Source organism: Peptoniphilus lacydonensis, from assembly GCF_900106515.1.
GTDB lineage: Bacteria > Bacillota > Clostridia > Tissierellales > Peptoniphilaceae > Peptoniphilus_A > Peptoniphilus_A lacydonensis.
The window spans coordinates 174,929-197,305 of the sequence record NZ_FNWF01000002.1 but is presented as its reverse complement, the minus strand read 5'-3'; the positions used below and the strand labels follow the sequence as shown (position 1 = coordinate 197,305).

Below are 22,377 nucleotides of genomic sequence, written 5' to 3'. Positions count from 1 at the left end.
AATCTAATTAAAGTACTTCTAGTGCCTGTTTTATATCTCTTATTATATCTTCTGCATCTTCTATACCAACGCTCAATCTAATTAAATCAGGTTTTACTCCTGCTTGTAAAAGTTCTTCATCATTCATTTGTCGGTGAGTTGTACTTGCAGGATGAAGTACACAGGTTCTTGAATCAGCAACATGAGTTACAACTGATGCAAGTTTTAAGTTGTCCATAAATTTTGTAGCTACATCTCTACCACCTTTTACTCCAAAGGAAATTACACCACAAGATCCATCTGGAAGATATTTTTGAGCCAATTTATATTGTGAATCATTTTCTAAACCAGAGAAAGAAACCCAAGAAATTTTTTCGCTTTTTTCCAAGAATCTAGCAACAACAAGGGCATTTTTAAAATGTTTTGGCATTCTTAGATGAAGTGTTTCAAGTCCAATTCCTAAATAAAAAGAATTTTGAGGAGATGGAATACTTCCAAGATCTCTCATTAATGTTGTAGTCATTTTTGTAATGTATGAAGCTTTTCCAAAAGTTTCAGTGTAAGTGACTCCATGATAAGTTTCATCTGGTTCAGTTAGTCCAGGATATTTTTCTTTATATTTTGACCAATCAAAATTGCCAGAATCTATTACTGCTCCACCAACTGAATTTGCAAAACCGTTCATATATTTTGTAGTAGAGTGAGTTACAATATCAGCACCCCATTCAATAGGTCTTAAAAATATTGGTGTAGGGAAAGTATTGTCCACAATAAGAGGAACTCCATGTTCATGTGCTGCCTTTGCAAAAGTTTCTATGTCTAAAACTTTTAATGACGGATTGGAAAGAGTTTCTCCAAATACAGCTTTTGTATTTTCTTTAAATTCTTTATTTAAATCTTCTAGAGAAATGTTTGGATCAACAAAAGTTGATTCAATTCCCATATCCTTCATAGTGTGGGCAATTAAATTGTAAGAGCCACCATAAATTGCTGAAGAAGAAATAATGTGGTCGCCTGATTTTAAAATATTTAAAAGTGCATAAAAGTTTGCGGCTTGTCCTGAAGATGTCAAAATTCCTGCAACTCCGCCTTCAAGTGCTACGATTTTATTTGCAACTGCGTCATTTGTTGGGTTTGCAAGTCTTGTGTAAAAATAACCGGATTCTTTTAGATCAAATAAATTTCCCATTTGTTCTGATGAATCGTATTTAAAAGTTGTAGATTGAATTATTGGAAGAACTCTTGGTTCTCCATTTTTAGGTTCATATCCTGCTTGAACACATATTGTTCCTAAATTTTTCTTTGTCATAGTTTTCCTCCTAAAGTTTAATTATAAAACTATATCGGCATCTCAAAGAGGATTAAAAAAATATTTAAGGTGAAAAATTTTATTGAAATAAAAAAGCTTCCGTCCAACAAAGGACGAAAGCTAAACTTCGTGTTACCACCTTTTTTTATTATTTTATCGCTAAAATAACCTCATAGAGTACCAACATACTCCGAACGCTATAACAGGCGTACCTGTCGCAGTCTAAACAAAAGTCTCGGTGCGAAGACTCCAAGGCCATGTTCCAAAGTATCCATTTCGATTTCTCTCACCAAACGAAACCTCTCTGTAGAAACTTTTACAATGTACTCTCCTCTTCAAAGTCTATGATTGGATTATAAATAAGTTTTTAAAATTTGTCAAGCCTAAATATAAAATATGAATTTTAAAAATTTATCTAAGATTAAATGTTATAATTGTTTTATAGATAATAAAAGAAGTGAGATTATGGAAAAGATTTTAATTATTGAAGATGACAAGAATTTAATAGAGGGCTTTCAATTGCTTTAAAAGAAAGTTATGATGTAAAGTCTGTTTTTACAGTTGCAGATGCGAAAAATTTTTTAAATGAAGTTCATTTGATTTTGCTTGATTTAAATTTACCTGATGGAGATGGGCTCGAATTTATAAGATATATGAGGACATTTTCAAGTACACCTATTATTGTTTTGTCTGCAATTGATTTTGAAACACATATAATATCTGCAATTAATTTTGGCGCAGACGATTATATGACAAAGCCATTTTCTCTGGGAATTTTACAGGCAAAGATTGCAAGATTAATAGAGAAAAATAAGACTTTTGACGAAAAAGTTTATAGCAAGAAATCTCTTTATTTTGACTTTTCTAAAAACATTTTTATGAAAGATAATAAGAAAATTGAATTTACTCCAATAGAAAGAAGTTTAATTTATTACTTAACTATAAATGAAAATATAATAATCGCTAAGGAAATTTTAGTTGAAAAAATATGGGATAGTGATTTTAATTTTGTAGATGAAAATACTCTTAGTGTGAATATTAGTAGAATCAGATCAAAATTAAAACCATTAAATCCCATAGAAACTATATTTGGAGTTGGTTACAAGTGGAAATTTTGATTGTTATTTTAATGTTTACAGTTTTATTTTTAACTTTTGATGACTTAAAACTTAGAAGAGAATTAAAAGACTTTTCTAAGTTTATTGACGATATTGAAGGTGATAATTTTGATTTTTTTGGATTTGATGAAAAAGAAATTTCAAAATTAAAGAGCAAAGTGCTTAAATTTTTAAGAGCAAATGCAGTTCGGGAAAGTAAAATTAATGATGAAAAAGAAAAAACTAATAAATTGATTTCTGATATTTCACATCAGACAAAAACACCAATAGCAAATTTAGTTTTGTATAATAATTTAATGAAAAAAGAAAATAAACTTGAGTATATGGAAATCATGGATGAAGAGTTGAGGAAATTAGAATTTTTAATTGAAAGTTTAGTTAAGTCTTCGAGGCTTGAGTCAAATATTATAAATTTGTGCAAGAGGGAAGAGGATTTTGCTAATTTGGTTGCAGAGGTCATAGATGAATTAAAAGCTTTTACTGATGAAAAAAATTTAAAAATTAATTTTTATTTTGAAGAGTTAAGGTTAAATGTCGACAAGAGATGGATGAAGGAAGCTATACACAATTTAATTGAAAATGCGATTAAATATACACCAGAAAATTCTGAAATTGATATAAAAATTTATAAATCCTATTTAAATTATAATCTTGATATAGAAAATTATTGTGATAAATTAAATGAAGATGATAGTGCAAAAATTTTTGGAAGATTTTACAGAGGAAAAAATTCAATTGGAAAAGATGGACTTGGTCTTGGGCTTTTTATCACAAGAGAAATAATTGAAAAACAAGGTGGAACTATAAAGTCGATATTAGATAGTAATAAAATAAAATTTGAAGTGGACTTCCCTTTGTGAGAAGTCTTTTTTCTTACAATTTTGTAAGAAATTTTGAAAGAGTTTTGTAAGAAATGGCTGCTAGAATAAAAGTGAGGTGAAATATGTTAAAGGTAGAAAATTTAAAGAGATATTATGAAAAAAATAAAGTGATCACAAAGGCATTAGATGGAGTTTCTTTTGAAGTTAAAAATGGTGAATTTATTTCTATAATTGGGGCATCAGGTTCAGGTAAATCGACATTACTTCATTTAATTGGGGGACTTGATTATCCTACAAGTGGAAAAGTTTTTATTGATGATGTAGATATTTATAATTTAAAAGATGACGAGAGAACAATTTTTAGAAGAAGAAATATTGGTTTTGTATTTCAAAATTATAACTTACTTCCAATGATGAATGTTTATGAAAATATCGTTTTGCCATTTGGACTTGATGGAGAAAAGATTGATGAAAATTATGTTGATTATGTAATTAATATTTTGGAGATAAAAGATCAAATTTATAAAATGCCAAATGAACTTTCAGGAGGGCAACAGCAAAGAGTGGCAATTGCAAGGGCACTAGTTACTAAACCATCAGTTATTTTGGCAGATGAGCCTACAGGAAACCTTGATTCAAAGTCGTCTTCACAAGTTGTATTCCTTCTTAAAAAAATAAACAAAGAACTAGGAAATACAATTTTAATGATTACTCATGATGATGAAGTAGCTCAATCGGCGGAAAAAATTTTAAGAATTGAAGATGGTAAGTTGTTATGAAAGTAAATAATAAAAGTTTTATAAGAAAAATTGCGAAGAATATTTTGAAGGAAAATAAGATTAGAAGAAATATATTAATGATTGCTATTATCTTAACTTCAATTTTATTTACAACTATCTTTGCAGTCGTATTTGGAATTTTAAAGAGCATGGAATTTGAAACTATGAAATCTGTTGGCACAATTAGCCATGGATCTTTTAAAAATTTAAGAGATGAAGATATAAAAATTATTTCAAAAAATTCTGATATAAAAAATTATTCTATTAGGACTAAAGTTGGAATAATTGATGATAATAAAATTATGGCAGAAATTTCAAATCAAGATGATTTGGGATTTAAATGGGATTTAATAGAAAATGTAGAGGGTAGACCTCCTAAAAATTTTAAAGAGATCTTTGCAGATAAAAATACCTTGAAAAAATTGGGATATAAAGGGGAAATTGGAGAAAAAATAAAATTAAATTATGAAATTTTAGAACCTAATAGATTTGAAGTATTGGAGAAAAAATCTGATGAGTTTATAGTTTCGGGAATTTTTGAAAATTCTATTGATTCAAATGTTGGTGTTGGACAATTTTATGTTTCAAAAGATTACGCAGATTCATTAAATTTGCCGAGCAACTCAAAAGATATGCAAGTTATGTTAAAAAATTCTTTTAGAATAAGAGAAAAACTTACAAAAATTGCAAATAATTGTGGATATAATGTTGTGAATGATATGTCAGATGATAATAAAAAGGAATTAAAAATTGGTGTAAATTTTGCATATTTTTCTAATGATGATAATTTTGATTATAAAATATTTTTGCCAATCTTATTCTTTGTTTTTATTGTATTTTTATCAGGATATTTAATAATAAATAATATTTTTGAGATTTCAATTAATGAAGATATTAAATTTTATGGACTTTTAAAAACTATTGGAATGACAAGAGAACAGACCAAAGAACTTGTAAAATTACAGGGTGTTATTTTATTAGTTCCTTCTGTTGTAATTGGGAATTTAGCGGGATTTTTGTTAGGAAAAATTATTTTGAAAAAAGTTTTTGAAAATAATTTTATGTTAGCAAGTATAAATTTTGATTTAAAAATTTATTTATTGGTAATAATTTTTTCAATTTTATTTTCAGTTATTACAGTTCTTATTTCTTCAAATAGACCTGCAAAAAAAGCTGAGAAGATAAGTCCAATAGAAGCAAGCAGAAGTGCAGAGAATGTGAAAATAAAAAATATAAAAAGTAAGAATATTTCTATTAATAAACTTGTAAGAAGGCAGATTTTGTCAAACAAGTTTCGATTTGTTTCCATAATTTTATCAATGGCACTTTCATCAATTATTTTAAATAGTGTTATTTCATACACAAGTAACATAAATATAAAAAAAGGACTTTCTGATGTAATAATTACTGATTATAATGTTGCGACTCCTAGATATTTTAGATATATGTATTATGATAGTGAGGGTAAGTTAGATAAAAAATATATTGAAGAGATTAAAAATGAAGAGGGTTATATTGGCGGAGGTTTAATATATTCAGCTGGAAGTGAAATCAATTATCCTAAAATAAAAATAGAAAAGAAAAAACTTTCTCCAATAGTATTTGGAATTGATGATTATTTAATCGAAAGGGAAAACTTTGTTGAAGGAGAATTTGACAAAGAGAAATGGAATAGTGGAAATTATGCATTAATAGGGGAACTTGAAAATAAAAAATCTAAATGTAAAGTCGGGGACGAGATTAAATTAAATTATTCGGGAAATGAAATTATTTTAAAAGTAATGGGAAAGATGAATTACAATTTTGCCAATGGACTTAGATATTTCTCAATAATAGGAGAGGATGGAACATCAGAGATAACTGAGAAAAATAAAAAGTTAGAAGAATTATATGTATATATTTCTCCAGAAAATTATAAAAATTTTATGAAAAATAATAATATAATGAGTTTTGGATTTGATGTGAAAGAGTCAGATAAGAAGAAATTTAATTCACTATTAAGCAGTTTGGAAAATAATCCAGATTTTTCGTATGATTCAAGAGATAGGCAGATAAATTCCTTTGAAAATATGAAAAATTTAGTAGAGTTTGTTGGTTTAAGTATTTCGTCAATTTTATTTTTAATATCAATTTTAAATTTTATAAATATTATTTCTACAGAAATTTTGAAGAATAAAATTAATCTTTCGATTTTAGAATCTATTGGTATGACTAGTAGAGATATTGAAAAATATCTGATTAAAAAAAGTTTTATTTACTCTATTAGTTCCTTTGTATTTTCAATTATTTTAATGATTTTAATTGACTCTTTTATTCTGAGATATTTATTCAACTCTTTTAATTGGGCTGAATATAAATTTACTATAATGCCACTTGTTATAGTAAATATAGCAAATATATTAATCGGAGTTTTATTTACAATATATTTTTATAAGAAGAATACAAAAGAATCGTTAGTTGATAGAATAAGAGATTTATAAATTATTTAGCCGGAGCATTGCTTCGGTTTATTTATTTTTAGTATTTAAAAATATTATAAATTTATAATTTTGATTAAAAATTTCACATAAATCTTTATTAGATTTCACAATATAATTTTATACTAAATTAATAAATTGAAAAATAAAGATTTTCTAAAAAAAGTCTTTGCATAATATAAAAATCTATGATATAGTAAAATATTTTACTTTCTAAAAATTGTTTGATATACTAATAATAGGGACAATAGGAGGTAAAATATGTTTAATATTGGTGATAAGATTGTATATCCTATGCATGGTGCAGGTGAAATAATTGCGATAGAGGAAAGAGAAATTCTTGGCAATGTTCACAAATACTACATAATGCGTCTTCCAATTAACGAACTTAAGGTTATGGTACCTGTAAAAAATGCAGAAGAAATAGGAGTAAGAGAAATTTCTGATACAGAAACTATGGAAAATATATTAGAAGTGCTTTCTTCTGATGAAAAAGTTTCTATGCCCAAAAATTGGAACAGAAGATATAGATTTAATTTGGGAAAAATTAAATCAGGAGATTTGATAGAAATTGCTCATGTTATAAAATGCTTAGAAAGTTTGGATAGCAAAAAATCCTTATCGACAGGAGAAAGAAAAATTTTGACAGAAGCAAGGCAAATTATTATTTCAGAAATGGCACTTGTTTTTGATAAAGAGGTGGAAGAAGTAACTAAATTAGTTGATAATGCCATTTTTGGTTAAGGAGGGATTTTTATTAGCAAGAACCAAAGAATTGTGTCCAGAATATTTAAAGTGCTATTTACTTTATTGGGAGCATTATTAGGTGTTTTTGTAGTATCGATTTTATCAGAAATTGAATTTGTAAAGAACATTGGAAGTCAAAGATTTGTTACAGCAATAAATACTGTTGTTATATTATCATTTGGATTTATATTTTTTTTACTATCTTCAAAAGTTTTTAAGGCTTTGGAAGATCTTTTGGCTTTTTGGGAAAGACGAATTCAAAAGAAATCTATTACAGAAATTATCCTTGGTGCGGTAGGTCTTATTCTTGGACTTATAATAGCGTTTTTAATTTCTCAACCTATATACAAGATTCCAATTCCCTATGTAGGTGCAATAATTTCTATACTTTTATATGGAATGCTTGGATATTTAGGTCTAAGTATTGGAATGTCTAACAGGGACACTATTTCAGAAAAGGTAAAAGATTTAAATTCTTTGGCAGTTAAAAGAAATAATAAAGCCAAAGAAGTTATAAAAACAGGTGAAGGCATTCCAAAAGTACTCGATACTTCTGTTATTATTGATGGAAGGATTTTAGATATTGCTAAGATTGGATTTATTGAAGGACCTCTTGTTGTTCCAGTTTTTGTTTTAGAAGAACTTCAACATATTGCAGATTCTGCTGATGGTTTAAAGAGAAATCGAGGTAGAAGAGGACTCGATACAGTTGCAGAAATACAAGCGCTTAAAAATGTGGAAGTTATTATATATAAAGGAAAAATAGAAGAAATTCCAGAAGTTGATTCGAAACTTTTAAAACTTGCGACTGATTTAGGTGGGAAGATTGTTACTAATGATTTTAATTTAAATAAAGTTGCTAAAGTACAAAATTTAGAAGTTTTAAATGTAAATGAACTTGCAAATGCGGTTAAACCACTATATCTTCCAGGCGAAGAAATGAATATTTTAATTGTTAAGGAAGGTAAAGAACAAAATCAAGGTCTTGCTTATTTAGATGACGGAACTATGATTGTTGTTGAAGATGCAAAGGACTTTATTGGTCAAAGTGTAAGTGTTATTGTAACAAGTGCACTTCAAACTTCTGCAGGTAAAATGATTTTTGCAAAATTAAAATATTAATTTAATGACTCTGTGCAATATAAATTTGTGCAGAGTTTTTTATAAATAATTTTTATTCTTAATAGTATAGTACTTTATAATTAAGTTTTTATTACAAATGTAAAAAGGCTTTGAGAAAAGTTTTCACATGATTTATACTTTTTAAGTAAGTGAGGTTGATAAAATGAATAAAAAAAGAATTAGTCTTATTATGATTTTATTTATGCTAACTCTTATGACAGAGGTTTTTGCGGATAATAGCTTATTATTTCAAGAGCCAATTGCTCCAGGAGTTGTCAGGTATAAATATGAAATTCATAAAAATAAAAAAAGTGCTCAGGCAAATGTAGTTACAGTAGATTTAAATAATCCACATATAAAAATAAATACAGTTGCAGGAGGAGGGACTTATACAAACAGAGCAACTGTTTCACAAATGGCAGATAGAACTAATGCAGTTGCTCTTGTAAATGGAGATTTTTTTACTATGCAGCTTCAAGGAGTGCCTCTTGGTGCTTCTATAATTGATGGAGAAATCAAATCTTCTCCTGCAGTTTTAACTGATATTTGGTCTTTTGGAATTGATTCAAACAATACAGCTTTTATAGATAGTACAAAATTTGTTGGAGTAGTTACTGCACCAAATGGAAAATCTTATCCAATTGATGGACTCAATAAGACATATTATTGGTATCAACCATCAAAGGAATACTCTCATGAATCAAAAATTCAAATGTATGATTCTTTTTGGACATCTAAATCAAGGGGAGATAGCACTGCTGGAGAAATTCTCCTTTCAGAAAATAATGTTGTAGAACAAATTGTATATAGAAAAAATTTAGATATGAAAATACCTAATGGAAAGAAAATTTTACAGGTAAGCGGTGGATCTGAAAGATTTATGAGAGATAATGTGAAAGTTGGAGATAAATTAGAAATAAAAACTAATATTGAGCCCAATAGAAATTGGAAAATGATGATAGGCGGACATGCTCTTTTAGTCGATGACGGTGCCATAAAAAAATATACAAAAGATGTTACATCAATTGGCGGAGTTAGAGCTAGGACTGCAGTAGGAATTAGTCAAGATGGAAAAACTGTTTATATTGTTACCTCGGAAGGAAGGACTAGTAGATCAGCAGGACTTTCGCTAGATGAACTATCACAATTCATGTTAGAACTTGGTTCATATAAAGCTATGAATTTAGATGGTGGCGGTTCAACTGCGATGTCTGTTAGAAATTTAGGTGATATTAAAAGAACTAGAGTAACAAACCCTGAAAAAAATGGGACAGAGAGAAAAGTTGTAAATGGTCTTGGAGTTTTTAATACTACAAATAATACAGGAATAATTGTAGATGGAAAATTTGAAGGCGATTTAAATACAATTGTTGGAGAACAAATTAACTTAAAATTAAAATCAGCATGGGATGAATTTTTAAATCCAATTGGTATTAAAGATCGAACGTATAGTATCTCTGAAAATCAAAAAAGTGAAAATATTTTAAATGGATCTACTTATTTATCAAAAGTCCCAGGAAAATATCCTATTACTCTTAAAACAAATAAAGGAGAAAGTTTCACAAAAGAAATAAATGTAGCTGATGCTTCAAATTATAGTAAATTTGATATTACAACAGAAAATAACATTATAAAAAGGGGAATGAATTTAAAAATTAATGCTACTGGAGAATATAATGGCAGAAAGGTAAATATTTCTCCAAGAGTAATAAATTATTCCTTTGAAGATTTAAACGCAAGTGTCGATCCTAATAATTTTAATATCAATATAAAAGATTATGGTAAAAATCCAAAAATAATTGCAAAAATTGGAAATAAAGTTTCAACTCTTTCACTATATGATGAAAATACAAAATTAATAAAGATGAAAGTTGATGATGTGAATTATAAAATAAACGGAATCTCTAAAAAAATGGATGCCAAACCTTTTATAAGAAATTCAAGGACTTTAGTTCCACTTAGATTTATTGTAGAAGCAATTGGCGGAGAAGTTAATTGGAATGGCGAAAGTAGAGTCGTTACAGTTAATAATAATGGAAAAGTTATTGAACTTACAATTGATTCAAATGAAATAAAAATTAATGGCAAAAGCTTTAAAATAGATCAACCTGCCATAATTAAGGGCGACAGGACTTATGTTCCAATTAGATTTATTGCAGAAAATTTGGATATGAGTGTAAATTATATAAATGAAACTCGTGAAATTGAGATATCTTCTTACGGAACCAAAAATGAAGTTGATGTCTTAGATATGAATCAAGAAGAGAATAAATTAGAAAATAAAAATAGTGTAAACCAAAATCAAGTGGAAGAAAACCAAAATGTAGTTGAGAATGTAGAGGTTAATTCTAAAAATAATTTAAATAATGATGGAAAAAATAATGATAAATTAGTTAATGAAGATAATGATTCTAATAATGTGATTTCATTTAACTAAGGACATTCTTTTGGTAGATCTTACTATAATATGCTAAAAAAGTAGATAGAACATAATAATAGTAAAATAAATAGACTCAGGAAAATTTCCTGGGTCTATTATTAAACTTAGAAACTCTAAAGTAGTTTCTCTTTTTAATTTTCTAATATCATTTCACCAATTTTATAAACATCGCCAGCACCCATTGTGACAATGGTATCATCTTTTTTAGTATTTTCTTTTAAAAATTTTAAAATATCTTCGAATCCTGAAATATAAAAGACATTTTCTCTGTGGGAAGAAATCGCATCTCTCAATGTTTTTGAATGTATATCTCCATAATCTTTTTCTCGAGCTGCATATATATCTGTTATTATAATAACATCTGATTCATCAAATGAATTAGCAAATGCGTCTAATAAAAGTTTAGTTCTTGTAAAAGTATGAGGTTGGAAAACTACATATAATTTGCCCTTGCAACTTCTTTTAATTGCGTGAACAGATGATTTGATTTCAGTTGGATGATGTGCATAGTCGTCCATTATTTTAACACCATTATAGAAACCTTTTTCTTCTAGTCTTCGCTCTACGCCTTTATAATTTTTTATTCCTATGATTGTATCCTCCAATGAAATATTATTTACATAAGTTGCGGCAATTGCTGCTAGAGAATTTAGAATATTATGCTTTCCAAGAACAGAAAGTTCAACACGATTAACTTTTTCACCCTTTAGGTATAAGTCATAAGAAGGAAAACCAAATTTATCAAATTTAATATTTTTTGCCATAAAATCGGCATCATTATTTATACCAAAACTTACAACTTTACAATTATTTATCGGAAAAAGAGTATTTACATTTTCATCGTCAATATTTAAAATTACATAGTCGTCTTTTTTAAGATTATCAACATAAGTTTTAAAAGTTCGAATTATATGATCAATATTGTCAAAGAAGTCGAGGTGATCTTCATCAATATTTAAAATAATTTCTGTAGTTGGAAAGTATTTCGAAATATTTGCCTTATATTCACAGGCTTCTGTTAAAAATAGATTTGAATCGCCAATTTTTATATTTCCATTTATATCTTTTAATTGACCACCTAGCATAATAGTCGGATTTATTTCAAGATCTTTTATAATCTCTGTAATCATTGAAGTCGTAGTAGTTTTGCCATGAGTTCCAGAAACAGCAATAGATTTTTTATAATTTTTCATTATAGCACCTAGAAAAGTGGCCCTGTCTACAAGATCAATTTTTTCTTTTACAGCTTCTCTATATTCTTCATTGTCAAAACTAATTGCATCTGTAAAGATAACTAAATCCATTCCCTTTATGTGTTCTTTTTTATGTTCATAATAAATGGTAGCTCCATTTTTTTCTAATTTTTCTGTATTAACGGAAGGACTTCTGTCGCTTCCAAAAATATTGTAGCCTTTTTCAAGCATTAGTTCTGCAAGGGCAGACATACTTATTCCACCAATTCCTATAAAAAATATATTTTTATAAGTACTTTTATCTATATTTATTTCAAACAATTTACTTCCTCCAATTCTTTATAATTATAACATAAATTTCATAAAGAAAATAAATAATAAATCTCAAAAATTAAGTAAAATAAGGTTAGATTTTTAACTAATATATTTAATATATATTTATTTTGTGCTATAATATGATAAAGAAAGAGAGGATGATACTTGTATGAACATAACAGATGTTAGACTTCGCAAATTACCAACAGAAGGGAAGCTTAAAGCAATAGTATCTGTAACCTTTAATGACGAATTTGTGCTTCATGACATAAAAATAATTGAGGGCAATGAATCTTTATTTTTAGCAATGCCAAGTAGAAGACTTTCAAATGGAGAATACAGAGATATCGCACACCCTATTAATTCTGAAGCAAGAAAAGAACTTGAAGATGCAATTTTCAAAGAATATTATGAAGTAAAAGAAAAGCTAGATTCTGAAGAAGAAAAATTTGAGGAAAGCATTCCCGAAGAAAAAGAAGAATTAATTTAATAGTATGTTTAAAGGCGTAGAGGGAGTTTATCTCTCTCTTTTTAATTAAAAAAGGTTAAGAATTGAAGTTTTTTCTTAACCTTTAAAAAATTCTTTAATTAAATTTTAATTTATATCACTAACAAAAACTATTTCATTGTTTTTGTAATAATATTTAGGAAGTCGTCTATTAAAATGACTTATAAAAGATGTTTCGCAATCCCCAGAGTATTCACAAATATCTCGAACTTTTATTTCTTCACTACCTTGTTTACCAATTAAAACTACTTCATCGCCAATTTCACAATCTACTCCAGTGGCATCAACCATCATCTGATCCATACATATTAAACCAATCTGCTTGCACTTTTTGCCATTAATCAAAACTTCAATTTTCCCTGACAAAATTCTTGGAAATGCATCAGCATATCCAAGGGGAAGGGTTACAACTTTTGTATCTTTTTCGCATTTATAATATCTTTCATAACCAACGGTTTCTCCACTTTTTACATATCTTATTGAAGCAATTTGTGCTTTTATTGAAAGTATTTCTTTTAAATTAAATTCTTCTGGAAGATTTTCGACATCTGTACAGCCATACTGGATTATACCAGGTCTTACCATATCGAGATCGTATTCTCTGTGAAATAAAATAGAAAGAGAATTTGCTATGTGTCTATATTTAAAGTAGCAACCATTCTTTATAAGTTGATCTGTAAAAGATTTAAAGATTTCAAATTGTTTTTTAGTAAATTCTTTATCAGAGTGACAAGCTGCGAAATGAGAAAAAATTCCTTCTGTATAAATATTTTCTAATTTAAAAATATTTAAAATTTCGTCTATTGACTCGTCCTTTGGAAAAAATCCTATTCTAGACATTCCACTGTCAACTGCAATGTGAATTGTAGCTTTTTTGTTTAATTTTTTTGCAGTTTCATTTAGTTTAAGAGCATCTTCGAGAGAATAAATTGTAAGAGTTATATTGTTATTAATTGAATCTTCAAATAAATATGGAGGAGTGTATCCAAGGATTAGTATATTTACATTAGGGAACTCTTTTCTAAAAACTAAAGCTTCATTTAAAGTTGCAACTGCATAATATTTTATTCCTAGGTCGCAAGATACATGGCTTAAAGGATTTGCACCCAATTTATAAGAATCACTTTTTACTACACTCATAATTTCTGTATTTGGACTTAATTTATTTAAAATTTCTCTCATATTGTTTTCAAAAGCATCAAGATCTATTTCAATCCATGCTGGTCTTGTTAGAAAATCTTTCATTTTAATTTCCTTTCCATTCTTTGTTTATAATCTTTAAACATTATATCACATTGAAGAATACAAAAATTTAAAAAATAAAAACTGCCAAAAGGAAGTCATAAATTAATATTCTTTTTCAACAAGCAGTATATTTAAAATTACGGCTAATATTGTTCCTCCAGAAATGCCCGAAGAAAGAAGTGAAGTTATAATTGTTGGAAGTTTTGAAATAATATCTGGTCGCATTGTGATTCCAATTCCAACTCCAATTCCTTCAGATTATTATAATATTTTTTGTATAAAATTTTGCACGACTTAAAGATTGAACTCCAGATGCCAAAATTGTTCCAAACATTAAAATTCCTGCACCACCAAGTATTGGTGTAGGCATAATTGAAACTAGAGTTTCAAGTTTTGGACAAAAACTCATTATATTCAAGTTTCATTGTATTGTACTTTTTCAAAGCAAACTCCTTTTCTAATGTCAATTTATCTACTATAATTATAGTAAATAAATTTTAGTATATATAAAAATCACTGACGATAAATTTAATGGAGGTATAATGTATTTATTTGTAGCATTAGGAGGAGCTTTAGGCTCAATGTTTAGATACTTTCTAAGTAGTAATATAAAAGATGGAGGAAATTTTCCGCTTCCAACTTTTATCATAAATTTGTTTGGAGCATTTTTAATTGCACTTATTTCATTTTATGTAGAAAAAAATAAAATAGACAGCAGATTGGTTTTATTTTTAAAAGTTGGATTTTGTGGAGGATTTACAACATTTTCTACATTTGCTTTTGAAATATTTAATTTAGAGAAGAATGGAAATATATTTTTTACAATTTTTTATCCCCTTGCAAGTATAATTTTCTCAATTATTTTAATTTATCTTGCAAAATATATTATTTTTGGAAGATTTTAATTTAATAAGTTTGTAAGAATTTTGTTCGGTTTTTTGTAATTTTTGTTTGTTATTATATTTACACAAGGAGGGATGAAGTGGAAAATTATAATATCTTAGTTGCAGAAGATGACAAAGAAATTGCCAGATCTATTGGAATTTACTTAAAAAATGAAAATTTTAATATTTTCTATGCATATGATGGACTAGAAGCAATAGAAGTTTTTAAAAGTGAAAAAATTGACCTAATTATAATGGATCTTATGATGCCAAAATTAACTGGGGAAGAGGCGATTGTAAAACTTAGAGAAATTTCTGTTGTCCCAATAATTATTTTATCTGCAAAATCAGAGGACACTGACAAAATTTTTGGACTTAATATTGGAGCTGATGACTACATTCAAAAGCCATTTAGTCCCATGGAACTTATTGCTCGTGTTAAGAGCAATATTAGAAGATTCTATGCCTATGATTTAAAAAATGAAAGAAATTTTATTGAAATAGGAAATATAAGATTAGACCTTTCAGAAAAAATGGTCTACGTAGATGAGAAGCCTGTCACTTTAACTTCTATCGAATTTAAAATTTTGGAACTTTTGATGAAAAATCCAAATAGAGTTTTTTCTATTGAAGAAATTTATGAAAGCGTGTGGAATGAGCCTGCAATGGAGGCAAAGACTGTCACAGTTCACATTAGAAGAATAAGAGAAAAAGTAGAAGTTAACCCTAAAAAGCCAATGTATCTAAAAGTTCAGTGGGGTTTGGGTTACAAATTTGAAGATTTGAGGCGAAAATGATGAAAAAAAATTCTTACAAACTTAGTTATTTTGTTTTGGCAATTGCATTAATTTCTTTAATATCAATTCTTGTTGTTGCATTTTTATCTCCAGAAAAACAAGATTCAGTGTATCGTAAAAACTATACAGAGAATATTATTTATCAAACTATTGATAGTTCATTAATTGAAGATGATTATGGATATAATGAAATTTTTAATTATGCCATTAAGTCATACAAGTTAAAATATTTTGATAAAGACGGAAATGTTGTCACAGACCCAGATAGCATTGAAGTACAAAAGAAAAAAGATGACTTAAGGGAAAGAGGACTTGATCCCGAAAAGTATTTGGAAGATTGGATGGTATCTAATCCAGAAATAAAATCTGAATATAAGACTTTTTATCTTACAAATAATTATGAAAAAAGTGAATTTGAACCCTTGGATTTAAAACTTGGAGATAATGATCTTTTAATAACAGGAACTGTAAAAGATAATAAAGTAAAAATTGATAAGGTGGAAAAGAGTCAAGCTCTTAAAGACAGTGAGTACAAATTTTTAGATAAATCTTTTGTAAATAAATTAAATGAAAATCTTAGAAATATAAATGGAAAATACAATATTAAAAATATGAAGTTTGCTTACTATACATCTCTAGGTGATGAAGTTTTTAACAGTATTGATAGAGATATATTTAGAGATAATTCTCTTGAAGAAATTTCAATAAGCATAGTTTTTGCGTCAATATTGTCATTAGTATTTTCACTTTTCTTAAAAGTCGAAGAGATAGATAAAGTTGAGAAATTAAAAAAAGTTTTCAAATTTCCAATAGAGGCTGTAATTTTACTTCTAATAATATTTTTAATTTTTGGCCTAAGGGTGCTTGATATAAATCTTCTTTACTCAAATTTATATTTATTTTATTCATTGTACTTCATAGGACTATGTATAATATCTCTTACAGTTTCTTATTTCATAATTTTACTAAAAAGTATATTTAATAAAGATACTGATAATTATTTAGTGAAAAATTCTATAATTAATAGGATTTTTAAAGGTTTACTTGCGGAATTTTCAGAAAATGAATTAGGTGATGAATCTTATAAAAAAATAAAAAATGCAAAAACTAAATTTACCATGATTTATTTTGGGATTTGTTTAGTACTTTTTATATTATTTTTATTCTTGGCAAGCATCCCTAGTTCTACAAATAAAGGAATAATATTCCCAATGATATTATTTGGAATTTTTATTTACTATATACTTCTTAAAAACATTAATGAAGTTGCAAGAATTAATATAGAATCTAGTGAAATTGTGAAGGGAAATTATTCTCATGAAATATCAAGAAGTGAGGGGCTTTATGAAGGAATAGTTAATAACTTTAATAACATAGGATCAAATTTAAATGTGGCAGTTGAAGAAGCAATAAAATCTGAAAAATTAAAGACGGAACTAATCACAAATGTGAGTCATGATTTAAAAACTCCACTTACTTCAATAATTAATTATTCTGATTTACTTTCAAAGAAAAATAATACAAAGGATGAAATAGAAGAATATTCAAAAATAATAAACGAAAAGTCTAATAAACTAAAAATTTTAATAGAAGATTTATTTGAAGTGTCAAAGGCAGCATCAAATAATATTGAATTAAATAGACAAGAATTGGATTTTAATTCTCTTGTAGCACAATCTGTTGGAGAGTGGGAAGATAAAATTGCAGAAAAGAATATAGAAATAATTCAAAATCTTCCACAGGAAAAAGTAATTCTTGATATAGATGGACAAAAATTTTCAAGAGTTTTGGACAATTTATTTTCAAATATATCAAAGTATGCACTTGAAAACTCAAGAGTATATGTGGAATTAAAAAATGGTGAAAATATAAAATTAACTATAAAAAATATTTCTAAATATCCGCTAAATATTTCCTCAGAGGAATTAATGGAAAGATTTACTCGTGGAGAAAAGTCTAGGACTACATCTGGTTCAGGACTTGGACTTTCAATAGCATCTTCCTTTGTAAGAGCTCATGGAGCAAGTTTTGATATAAATATTGATGGAGATTTGTTTAAAGTAATAATAGAATTTTAAAATTTAACAAGATTTAAAGGAAAGTTCGGTTAAAAATTTATTTTGCCGGACTTTTTTCTATTATTAAAACTTGACAAAGGTAAAACAATACTCTATACTCAAGGCGAAAATATAAATGCTAGCAATAATAAATAATAAGAGGTGAGAAAAATGGAACTATCAAATGGAGAATTAATGGTAATGGAAGTTTTATGGGAAGGTGAATGCTTAGATGAAAATGGAGAAATCCAAGCTCTAGAATTATCAAAAGTATTAAAGGAAAAATATGACTTGGGTAAAACATCTTGCTACACTTTTTTTGGGAGGCTCTTAGAAAAGGGAGCAATAACCAGAAGATATCCTAAATACACAATAAAACCAATTGTCACAAGGGAAGAAGCTTTGGAAAAACAAAGAGAAGAAGCCATAGATAAATTATTTCAAAATTCTTTTATAAGTTTTTGTAAAACATTTTTAAAGGATAAAAAAATAAGTGAAGAAGAAGTTCAAGAGATGAAAAATATAATTAAAGATTTTGAAAAGTTAGAAAAATGAGAATAGGTCTAGTAAGTTCAGCACTTCTTTATAAAAGTTTAAAGTCTATTTTAATAATATTTATAATTTTAATTTTTAGAAAGAGATTAAATTTAAAAAGTATTAAAGGTGCCAATACCATATTATGGACTCTTCTCTTAATATATTTAATATTTCCAAAAGATATACTATTCAGTTTAGAAACCTATGAAGGATCAAAATTTATAAAAATAATTTTTGCACCATCAATTTTGATAAATCAAGCAGTAATAAATATTACATATAAATTTCCATCATTATCATGGATTAATAGGATAGTAGGCTCAATTTTAGTTATTATTTATACAGTATATCAATTTATAAAATTTAAAAGAGTTATAAGCAATTCTATTGAACTAAAAGACAGGACTCATTTAAATGAATCTCTAAAAAAATTTAATATAAAAAGAGAAGTGAAAGTTTATATTAATGATGAAATAGACACCCCTATAACTTATGGAATATTTAGACCTAAAATAATTTTACAAAAAAGCATTTTGAAAGACTGGGATTTATTAGACCATGTATTAACTCACGAGCTAGTACATATAGAAAAATATCATATTTTACTTAGTCACTTAAAAAATTTAATAATATGTCTTTACTGGTATAATCCTTTTTTAATAATTAGTTTAAGATATTTTGAAGAAGATATAGAGATAAACTGCGACCAAATAGTTATAGGAAAAATAGGAGATAGCTTAGAAAATAGGAAAAATTATTGCCAGTCACTGCTTAAATTGATAGAAAGGCAAAGAGAAAATGATAAATTTGTCTTAAATTTAAGTCCAACTAAGGAAAGGATGTTGACGATGAAAAATTGGAAAAAAACAATGTCAGGTACATTTACTTTAGTATTTTTATTAATGTTATACATACCAGTAATTACAAATGCCGTAGTAGTAGACGAAAATGAAGTTATATCAGATACAAAAGGAATAGAAGAAGTTTATGTAAATGTGGACAATAGAGTTAAAGAAATAACAGATGAAGAGTATGAGAAGTTAGATTTATATGAAATCCCAACTAATGGTTTAAGATCAGCTAACATAGATGAAAATAGAAAATTAGCAGGAGCTTCAAGTGATTTTTATACATTCAACATGAATTCAATTTTTGGAAAAGACCATAATGGATTTACTATAAGAACGAGTGAAATGTATTGTAGAGGCGGTGTAGATTATAGAATAGTAATAAAAGAAAATGGAAACATAATATATGAATCAAGATATTATCAAGGAGTAAATTTAAAAATTAAAGCCTTTGTTGGAAGTAGTTATAGAGTTATTATAGATAATGAGTCTGAGAATCCATTGACTTATAAAATAAACATAAGTAGTTATGTAAGATAGGAGGAGTATATGAGATATTTGAATCCACAGAGGTATAAGAATGGAAATTAGAAAGATTACTATTAGGATGTTATATAATAACCCAAAATATTGGTCATACAATTGATATTTTATTTTAAGGAGGAGATTTTATAAAAAAAATATGCTTATTTATTATCACTATATTTTGTTGTCTTTTTATTGGTGCTAATGTTTTTGCAAATGATACTATTAACAATAAAGAGGTATTAGTACCAGTTAGAGATTTTTTTGAAAAAAGTGGTTATGAAGTTAGATGGAATGCTAAAACAAAAGATGTTTATATTATAGATGAAAAAGAAAATGTAATATTTGTTTTTGGAAAAGAAACTTCTAAAAATAATATTATTTTATTAGGTAACAAAGCATACTTTAATTTGAAAGATTAAAAAAAAAGTAAGTTTATTAGTAATATGGATCTTAATAGGGAGATTCAAATAGCTTACAAAGATAAAAGATTTTTAAATTTAAAAAAAGGTAGTAGAGTGCCAAATTTTATATATGTAAAAGATAATGAAATCCATGATCTTTACGATATATTGGATAAAAATAACAAAACAATAATAATATTTTGGGCTTCTTGGTGTCCAAATTGTGATGAAGTAATAAATTATTTAGAAAATCATAATATTAAAGATATGAGTAATATAAAAATAATTACTATTAGTATTGATAGTATCCCTCAAAAATCCAATCATTTTATAGCTATGAATGATCCAAAAAAGGAAACTTTCAAAGCATTTATAAGAAAAAATTAATATTAGTAATAAACTTGATGTTCTTAATCAGCTTCATATTTATTTTTAATAACATGGTATTTGCATCTTCTACAAATGCTGATCTTTATGACCAAGAAGATTTAATTATTAAGCAAGCTAAGAACTATATTTTAAAGGATAAAGAAGGATATGTATATTTTGATATACAAAAAGCTCAAAAAGATAAAGCTTCTAGAGATGTAATAGAAGTTGGAAAAATAGTAAATGAAATTACCGAAAGCTATAAAAATAATGATTTTATTTATAATAGTAAGGGGTTAAGATTAGATTCTTTTAAAAGTTCAAGTAGTTTAGGTAGATATGGTCATTATTGCGGTAAAGGTAATGATGGCTGGGATAAAACTCCAATTGATGAGTTAGATGCAGCATGCCAAAACCATGATAGGTGTTATGTCTGGGGAGGAGACAATACTATTTGCAATGAAAGGTTTTGTAATGCATTGGAGGAAATAATTAATTATGGAAGTGGAACTGCAAAGATTAATTATGCAAGGGCTGCTAAGTTAATTTTTTGTAATTAATATTAATAAAAGTAAATATAAAATAGGTATTTTTAAATGTAGAGGTGATATATGTGAAAAAAATTATTAGCTTATTATTAGTTTTAATATTAATTCCAAACGTAACATTAGCAAAAGATGATCAAACTATTCAAAACTATGATAATTCAGAAGTAGTAGAAACTATAATATTAGAAGAAAATGAAAATAAATTTGTTAAGCAAGATACATTAATGATGGAACAATAGTTGAATCAGGTGCTATTCTGCTTCCTGAAATACAGTCTTATGATTATAGTGGAGGGAGCTGGGATTCTGGTACATGTTACTCTAATGTAAGAGGTCTTTATGTGTACAAAGAGATTGATGGTAATAGAATTCAATTTACAGCAGATGTTGCTTTGGTAGATCCGAAGTGTGGAAATGGAAACAAAATTTTAAGAGGATATGATATTACTTTGAATAGGAAAAGAGGTGGTTATTTTACTACAACTTCATCAACACAATATACAGCTAACCATAGTGGATACAGTGTTTCCTTATATGTCAGTGATGGAAGAATGTGGACTGATTAATAGATATTAAAGGGAGATATAAGTTGAGGACAAAACAGCTTTTAATATATATTATAAGTATAATAATATACTTAATTTTAGTTTATTTATTAAATAGACGCACAAATAAAAAAAGAACTATGTATGGAATTTCAATAATAAGTTTAATATTATTAGTTGGGCTTAAATACTTAGGCAGTAAATATAATATTGACTTTTTAGGTTCCGATAAATTTATAAATACTTATCTAAAGTTAATGTGCATTATAATTAATATTCCTATTTTATTTGGAGGATATAAAACTATAGATTTTTATGTTATTAAGAAAAATTTCAAGGACAATCAAGCTTTAATTATTAAAATTATCCTGCTGATACTATTACTTTTTTTAGTATATATTAGTTACACGTGGTGGGGTATTGCATATTATTTTTTATTTTAAAAATATTGTAGAAAAATCAGATAATTTAGAATGACTACTAGTGCTAGAATTCCATAAAGGGAGGTGAAATTTTGAAGAAAGGTTTAGCTATTTTTCTTATATTTTTGTCATTTTTTGCTGGATTTTTCGTAAATAATACTATTGCAAAGAAAAATCAGGGCTTGACAAAAACTCAAATGGAAAAATTACTTAATAGAGAAATTTCCAAAGAGGAGTGGAATAAAATGACTCAAGATGGTGAGGTAGAAATGATTGGTGGGGCTAATGGACCTACGCAAATTTATACTGAATCAGATAAATAAGAAAATTTAAAAATATAAGAAAGTTCGGTTAAAAATTTATTTTGCCGGACTTTTTTCTTTGCTCTA

Annotated in this window: 24 protein-coding genes and 1 other annotated feature; of the genes, 19 read left to right on the top strand and 5 right to left on the bottom strand. The window is 27.0% G+C overall.

Annotated elements, in window-relative coordinates; translation table 11 throughout:
- Positions 1-7 precede the first annotated feature (7 nt).
- A complete protein-coding gene (locus BQ5450_RS00925; RefSeq protein WP_071125663.1) occupies positions 8-1,288 on the bottom strand; it encodes an O-acetylhomoserine aminocarboxypropyltransferase/cysteine synthase family protein in 1,281 nt (426 codons plus the stop codon).
- Positions 1,289-1,394: 106 nt separating this feature from the next.
- Positions 1,395-1,636: a binding site (T-box leader), on the bottom strand.
- Positions 1,637-1,806: 170 nt separating this feature from the next.
- On the opposite strand from BQ5450_RS00925, the gene BQ5450_RS00920 reads away from it, so the two are divergent.
- The 7 genes from BQ5450_RS00920 to BQ5450_RS00890 all read left to right on the top strand — a co-directional run bounded on the left by BQ5450_RS00920 (position 1,807) and on the right by BQ5450_RS00890 (position 10,789).
- A complete protein-coding gene (locus BQ5450_RS00920) occupies positions 1,807-2,406 on the top strand; it encodes a response regulator transcription factor (RefSeq protein WP_324609458.1) in 600 nt (199 codons plus the stop codon).
- The gene (locus tag BQ5450_RS00915; RefSeq protein WP_071125662.1) at positions 2,394-3,266 is read left to right on the top strand and encodes a sensor histidine kinase; all 873 of its coding nucleotides are present in this window, start codon (positions 2,394-2,396) and stop codon (positions 3,264-3,266) included. The genes BQ5450_RS00920 and BQ5450_RS00915 overlap by 13 nt, the downstream gene beginning before the upstream one ends.
- Positions 3,267-3,349: 83 nt before the next feature.
- Positions 3,350-4,006 (top strand): ABC transporter ATP-binding protein, encoded by a 657-nt coding sequence (locus BQ5450_RS00910; RefSeq protein ID WP_010242231.1) that lies wholly within the window; start codon positions 3,350-3,352, stop codon positions 4,004-4,006.
- Positions 4,003-6,486 carry an ABC transporter permease gene (locus BQ5450_RS00905; protein WP_071125661.1) on the top strand — a complete coding sequence of 828 codons (2,484 nt, stop codon included), beginning with the start codon at positions 4,003-4,005 and terminating at the stop codon, positions 6,484-6,486. The genes BQ5450_RS00910 and BQ5450_RS00905 overlap by 4 nt, the downstream gene beginning before the upstream one ends.
- Before the next feature lie 258 nt (positions 6,487-6,744).
- Complete coding sequence (locus BQ5450_RS00900) at positions 6,745-7,227, top strand: CarD family transcriptional regulator (RefSeq protein ID WP_010242236.1); 483 nt, start codon at positions 6,745-6,747, stop codon at positions 7,225-7,227.
- A gap of 33 nt (positions 7,228-7,260) precedes the next feature.
- Positions 7,261-8,352: a PIN/TRAM domain-containing protein gene (locus tag BQ5450_RS00895; RefSeq protein ID WP_026038546.1), complete on the top strand. Its 1,092-nt coding sequence runs from the start codon at positions 7,261-7,263 to the stop codon at positions 8,350-8,352.
- Between the two features lie 163 nt (positions 8,353-8,515).
- Positions 8,516-10,789: a stalk domain-containing protein gene (locus tag BQ5450_RS00890; RefSeq protein WP_071125660.1), complete on the top strand. Its 2,274-nt coding sequence runs from the start codon at positions 8,516-8,518 to the stop codon at positions 10,787-10,789.
- 134 nt (positions 10,790-10,923) lie between these two features.
- On the opposite strand, the gene murC is transcribed toward BQ5450_RS00890, so the two are convergent.
- A complete protein-coding gene (gene murC / locus BQ5450_RS00885; protein WP_010242242.1) occupies positions 10,924-12,306 on the bottom strand; it encodes a UDP-N-acetylmuramate--L-alanine ligase in 1,383 nt (460 codons plus the stop codon).
- A gap of 163 nt (positions 12,307-12,469) precedes the next feature.
- Here murC and spoVG point away from each other — a divergent pair, with 163 nt between their 5' ends.
- The gene (gene spoVG, locus BQ5450_RS00880) at positions 12,470-12,790 is read left to right on the top strand and encodes a septation regulator SpoVG (protein ID WP_071125659.1); all 321 of its coding nucleotides are present in this window, start codon (positions 12,470-12,472) and stop codon (positions 12,788-12,790) included.
- Between the two features lie 105 nt (positions 12,791-12,895).
- Here spoVG and alr read toward each other — a convergent pair whose 3' ends face one another.
- From alr to BQ5450_RS09230, 3 genes are all read right to left on the bottom strand, one after another.
- Entirely contained in the window at positions 12,896-14,053 is a 1,158-nt protein-coding gene (gene alr, locus BQ5450_RS00875; protein ID WP_010242246.1) for an alanine racemase, read from the bottom strand.
- Between the two features lie 102 nt (positions 14,054-14,155).
- On the bottom strand, positions 14,156-14,278 hold the full coding sequence (locus BQ5450_RS09345) for a hypothetical protein (protein WP_010242248.1): 123 nt from the start codon (positions 14,276-14,278) through the stop codon (positions 14,156-14,158).
- 28 nt (positions 14,279-14,306) lie between these two features.
- On the bottom strand, positions 14,307-14,462 hold the full coding sequence (locus BQ5450_RS09230) for a solute carrier family 23 protein (protein ID WP_234346969.1): 156 nt from the start codon (positions 14,460-14,462) through the stop codon (positions 14,307-14,309).
- A gap of 133 nt (positions 14,463-14,595) precedes the next feature.
- Between BQ5450_RS09230 and crcB the strand changes: the two genes are divergently transcribed.
- The 11 genes from crcB (at position 14,596) to BQ5450_RS00825 (ending at position 22,311) form a co-directional block, all read left to right on the top strand.
- Complete coding sequence (gene crcB / locus BQ5450_RS00870) at positions 14,596-14,958, top strand: fluoride efflux transporter CrcB (protein ID WP_010242252.1); 363 nt, start codon at positions 14,596-14,598, stop codon at positions 14,956-14,958.
- 77 nt (positions 14,959-15,035) lie between these two features.
- Positions 15,036-15,734, top strand: a complete 699-nt coding sequence (locus tag BQ5450_RS00865) for a response regulator transcription factor (RefSeq protein WP_071125658.1) — start codon at positions 15,036-15,038, stop codon at positions 15,732-15,734.
- The gene (locus BQ5450_RS00860; RefSeq protein WP_234346968.1) at positions 15,731-17,812 is read left to right on the top strand and encodes a sensor histidine kinase; all 2,082 of its coding nucleotides are present in this window, start codon (positions 15,731-15,733) and stop codon (positions 17,810-17,812) included. The genes BQ5450_RS00865 and BQ5450_RS00860 overlap by 4 nt, the downstream gene beginning before the upstream one ends.
- A gap of 150 nt (positions 17,813-17,962) precedes the next feature.
- A complete protein-coding gene (locus BQ5450_RS00855; RefSeq protein ID WP_071125657.1) occupies positions 17,963-18,346 on the top strand; it encodes a BlaI/MecI/CopY family transcriptional regulator in 384 nt (127 codons plus the stop codon).
- Entirely contained in the window at positions 18,343-19,716 is a 1,374-nt protein-coding gene (locus BQ5450_RS00850) for a M56 family metallopeptidase (protein WP_010242257.1), read from the top strand. Before BQ5450_RS00855 ends, BQ5450_RS00850 begins: the two co-directional genes overlap by 4 nt.
- Before the next feature lie 131 nt (positions 19,717-19,847).
- Positions 19,848-20,123 carry a stalk domain-containing protein gene (locus tag BQ5450_RS09415; protein WP_083379675.1) on the top strand — a complete coding sequence of 92 codons (276 nt, stop codon included), beginning with the start codon at positions 19,848-19,850 and terminating at the stop codon, positions 20,121-20,123.
- 24 nt (positions 20,124-20,147) lie between these two features.
- Positions 20,148-20,492, top strand: coding sequence for a TlpA family protein disulfide reductase (locus tag BQ5450_RS00845; RefSeq protein ID WP_071125656.1), 345 nt, complete (start codon positions 20,148-20,150; stop codon positions 20,490-20,492).
- 17 nt (positions 20,493-20,509) lie between these two features.
- Positions 20,510-21,034, top strand: a complete 525-nt coding sequence (locus BQ5450_RS00840) for a phospholipase A2 family protein (RefSeq protein ID WP_108720818.1) — start codon at positions 20,510-20,512, stop codon at positions 21,032-21,034.
- A gap of 53 nt (positions 21,035-21,087) precedes the next feature.
- Positions 21,088-21,261 carry a hypothetical protein gene (locus BQ5450_RS09025; protein ID WP_159052460.1) on the top strand — a complete coding sequence of 58 codons (174 nt, stop codon included), beginning with the start codon at positions 21,088-21,090 and terminating at the stop codon, positions 21,259-21,261.
- A 101-nt stretch (positions 21,262-21,362) separates the two neighbouring features.
- Positions 21,363-21,587, top strand: coding sequence for a hypothetical protein (locus tag BQ5450_RS00835; RefSeq protein WP_071125654.1), 225 nt, complete (start codon positions 21,363-21,365; stop codon positions 21,585-21,587).
- A gap of 493 nt (positions 21,588-22,080) precedes the next feature.
- Positions 22,081-22,311 (top strand): hypothetical protein, encoded by a 231-nt coding sequence (locus BQ5450_RS00825; RefSeq protein ID WP_083379662.1) that lies wholly within the window; start codon positions 22,081-22,083, stop codon positions 22,309-22,311.
- Positions 22,312-22,377 lie beyond the last annotated feature (66 nt).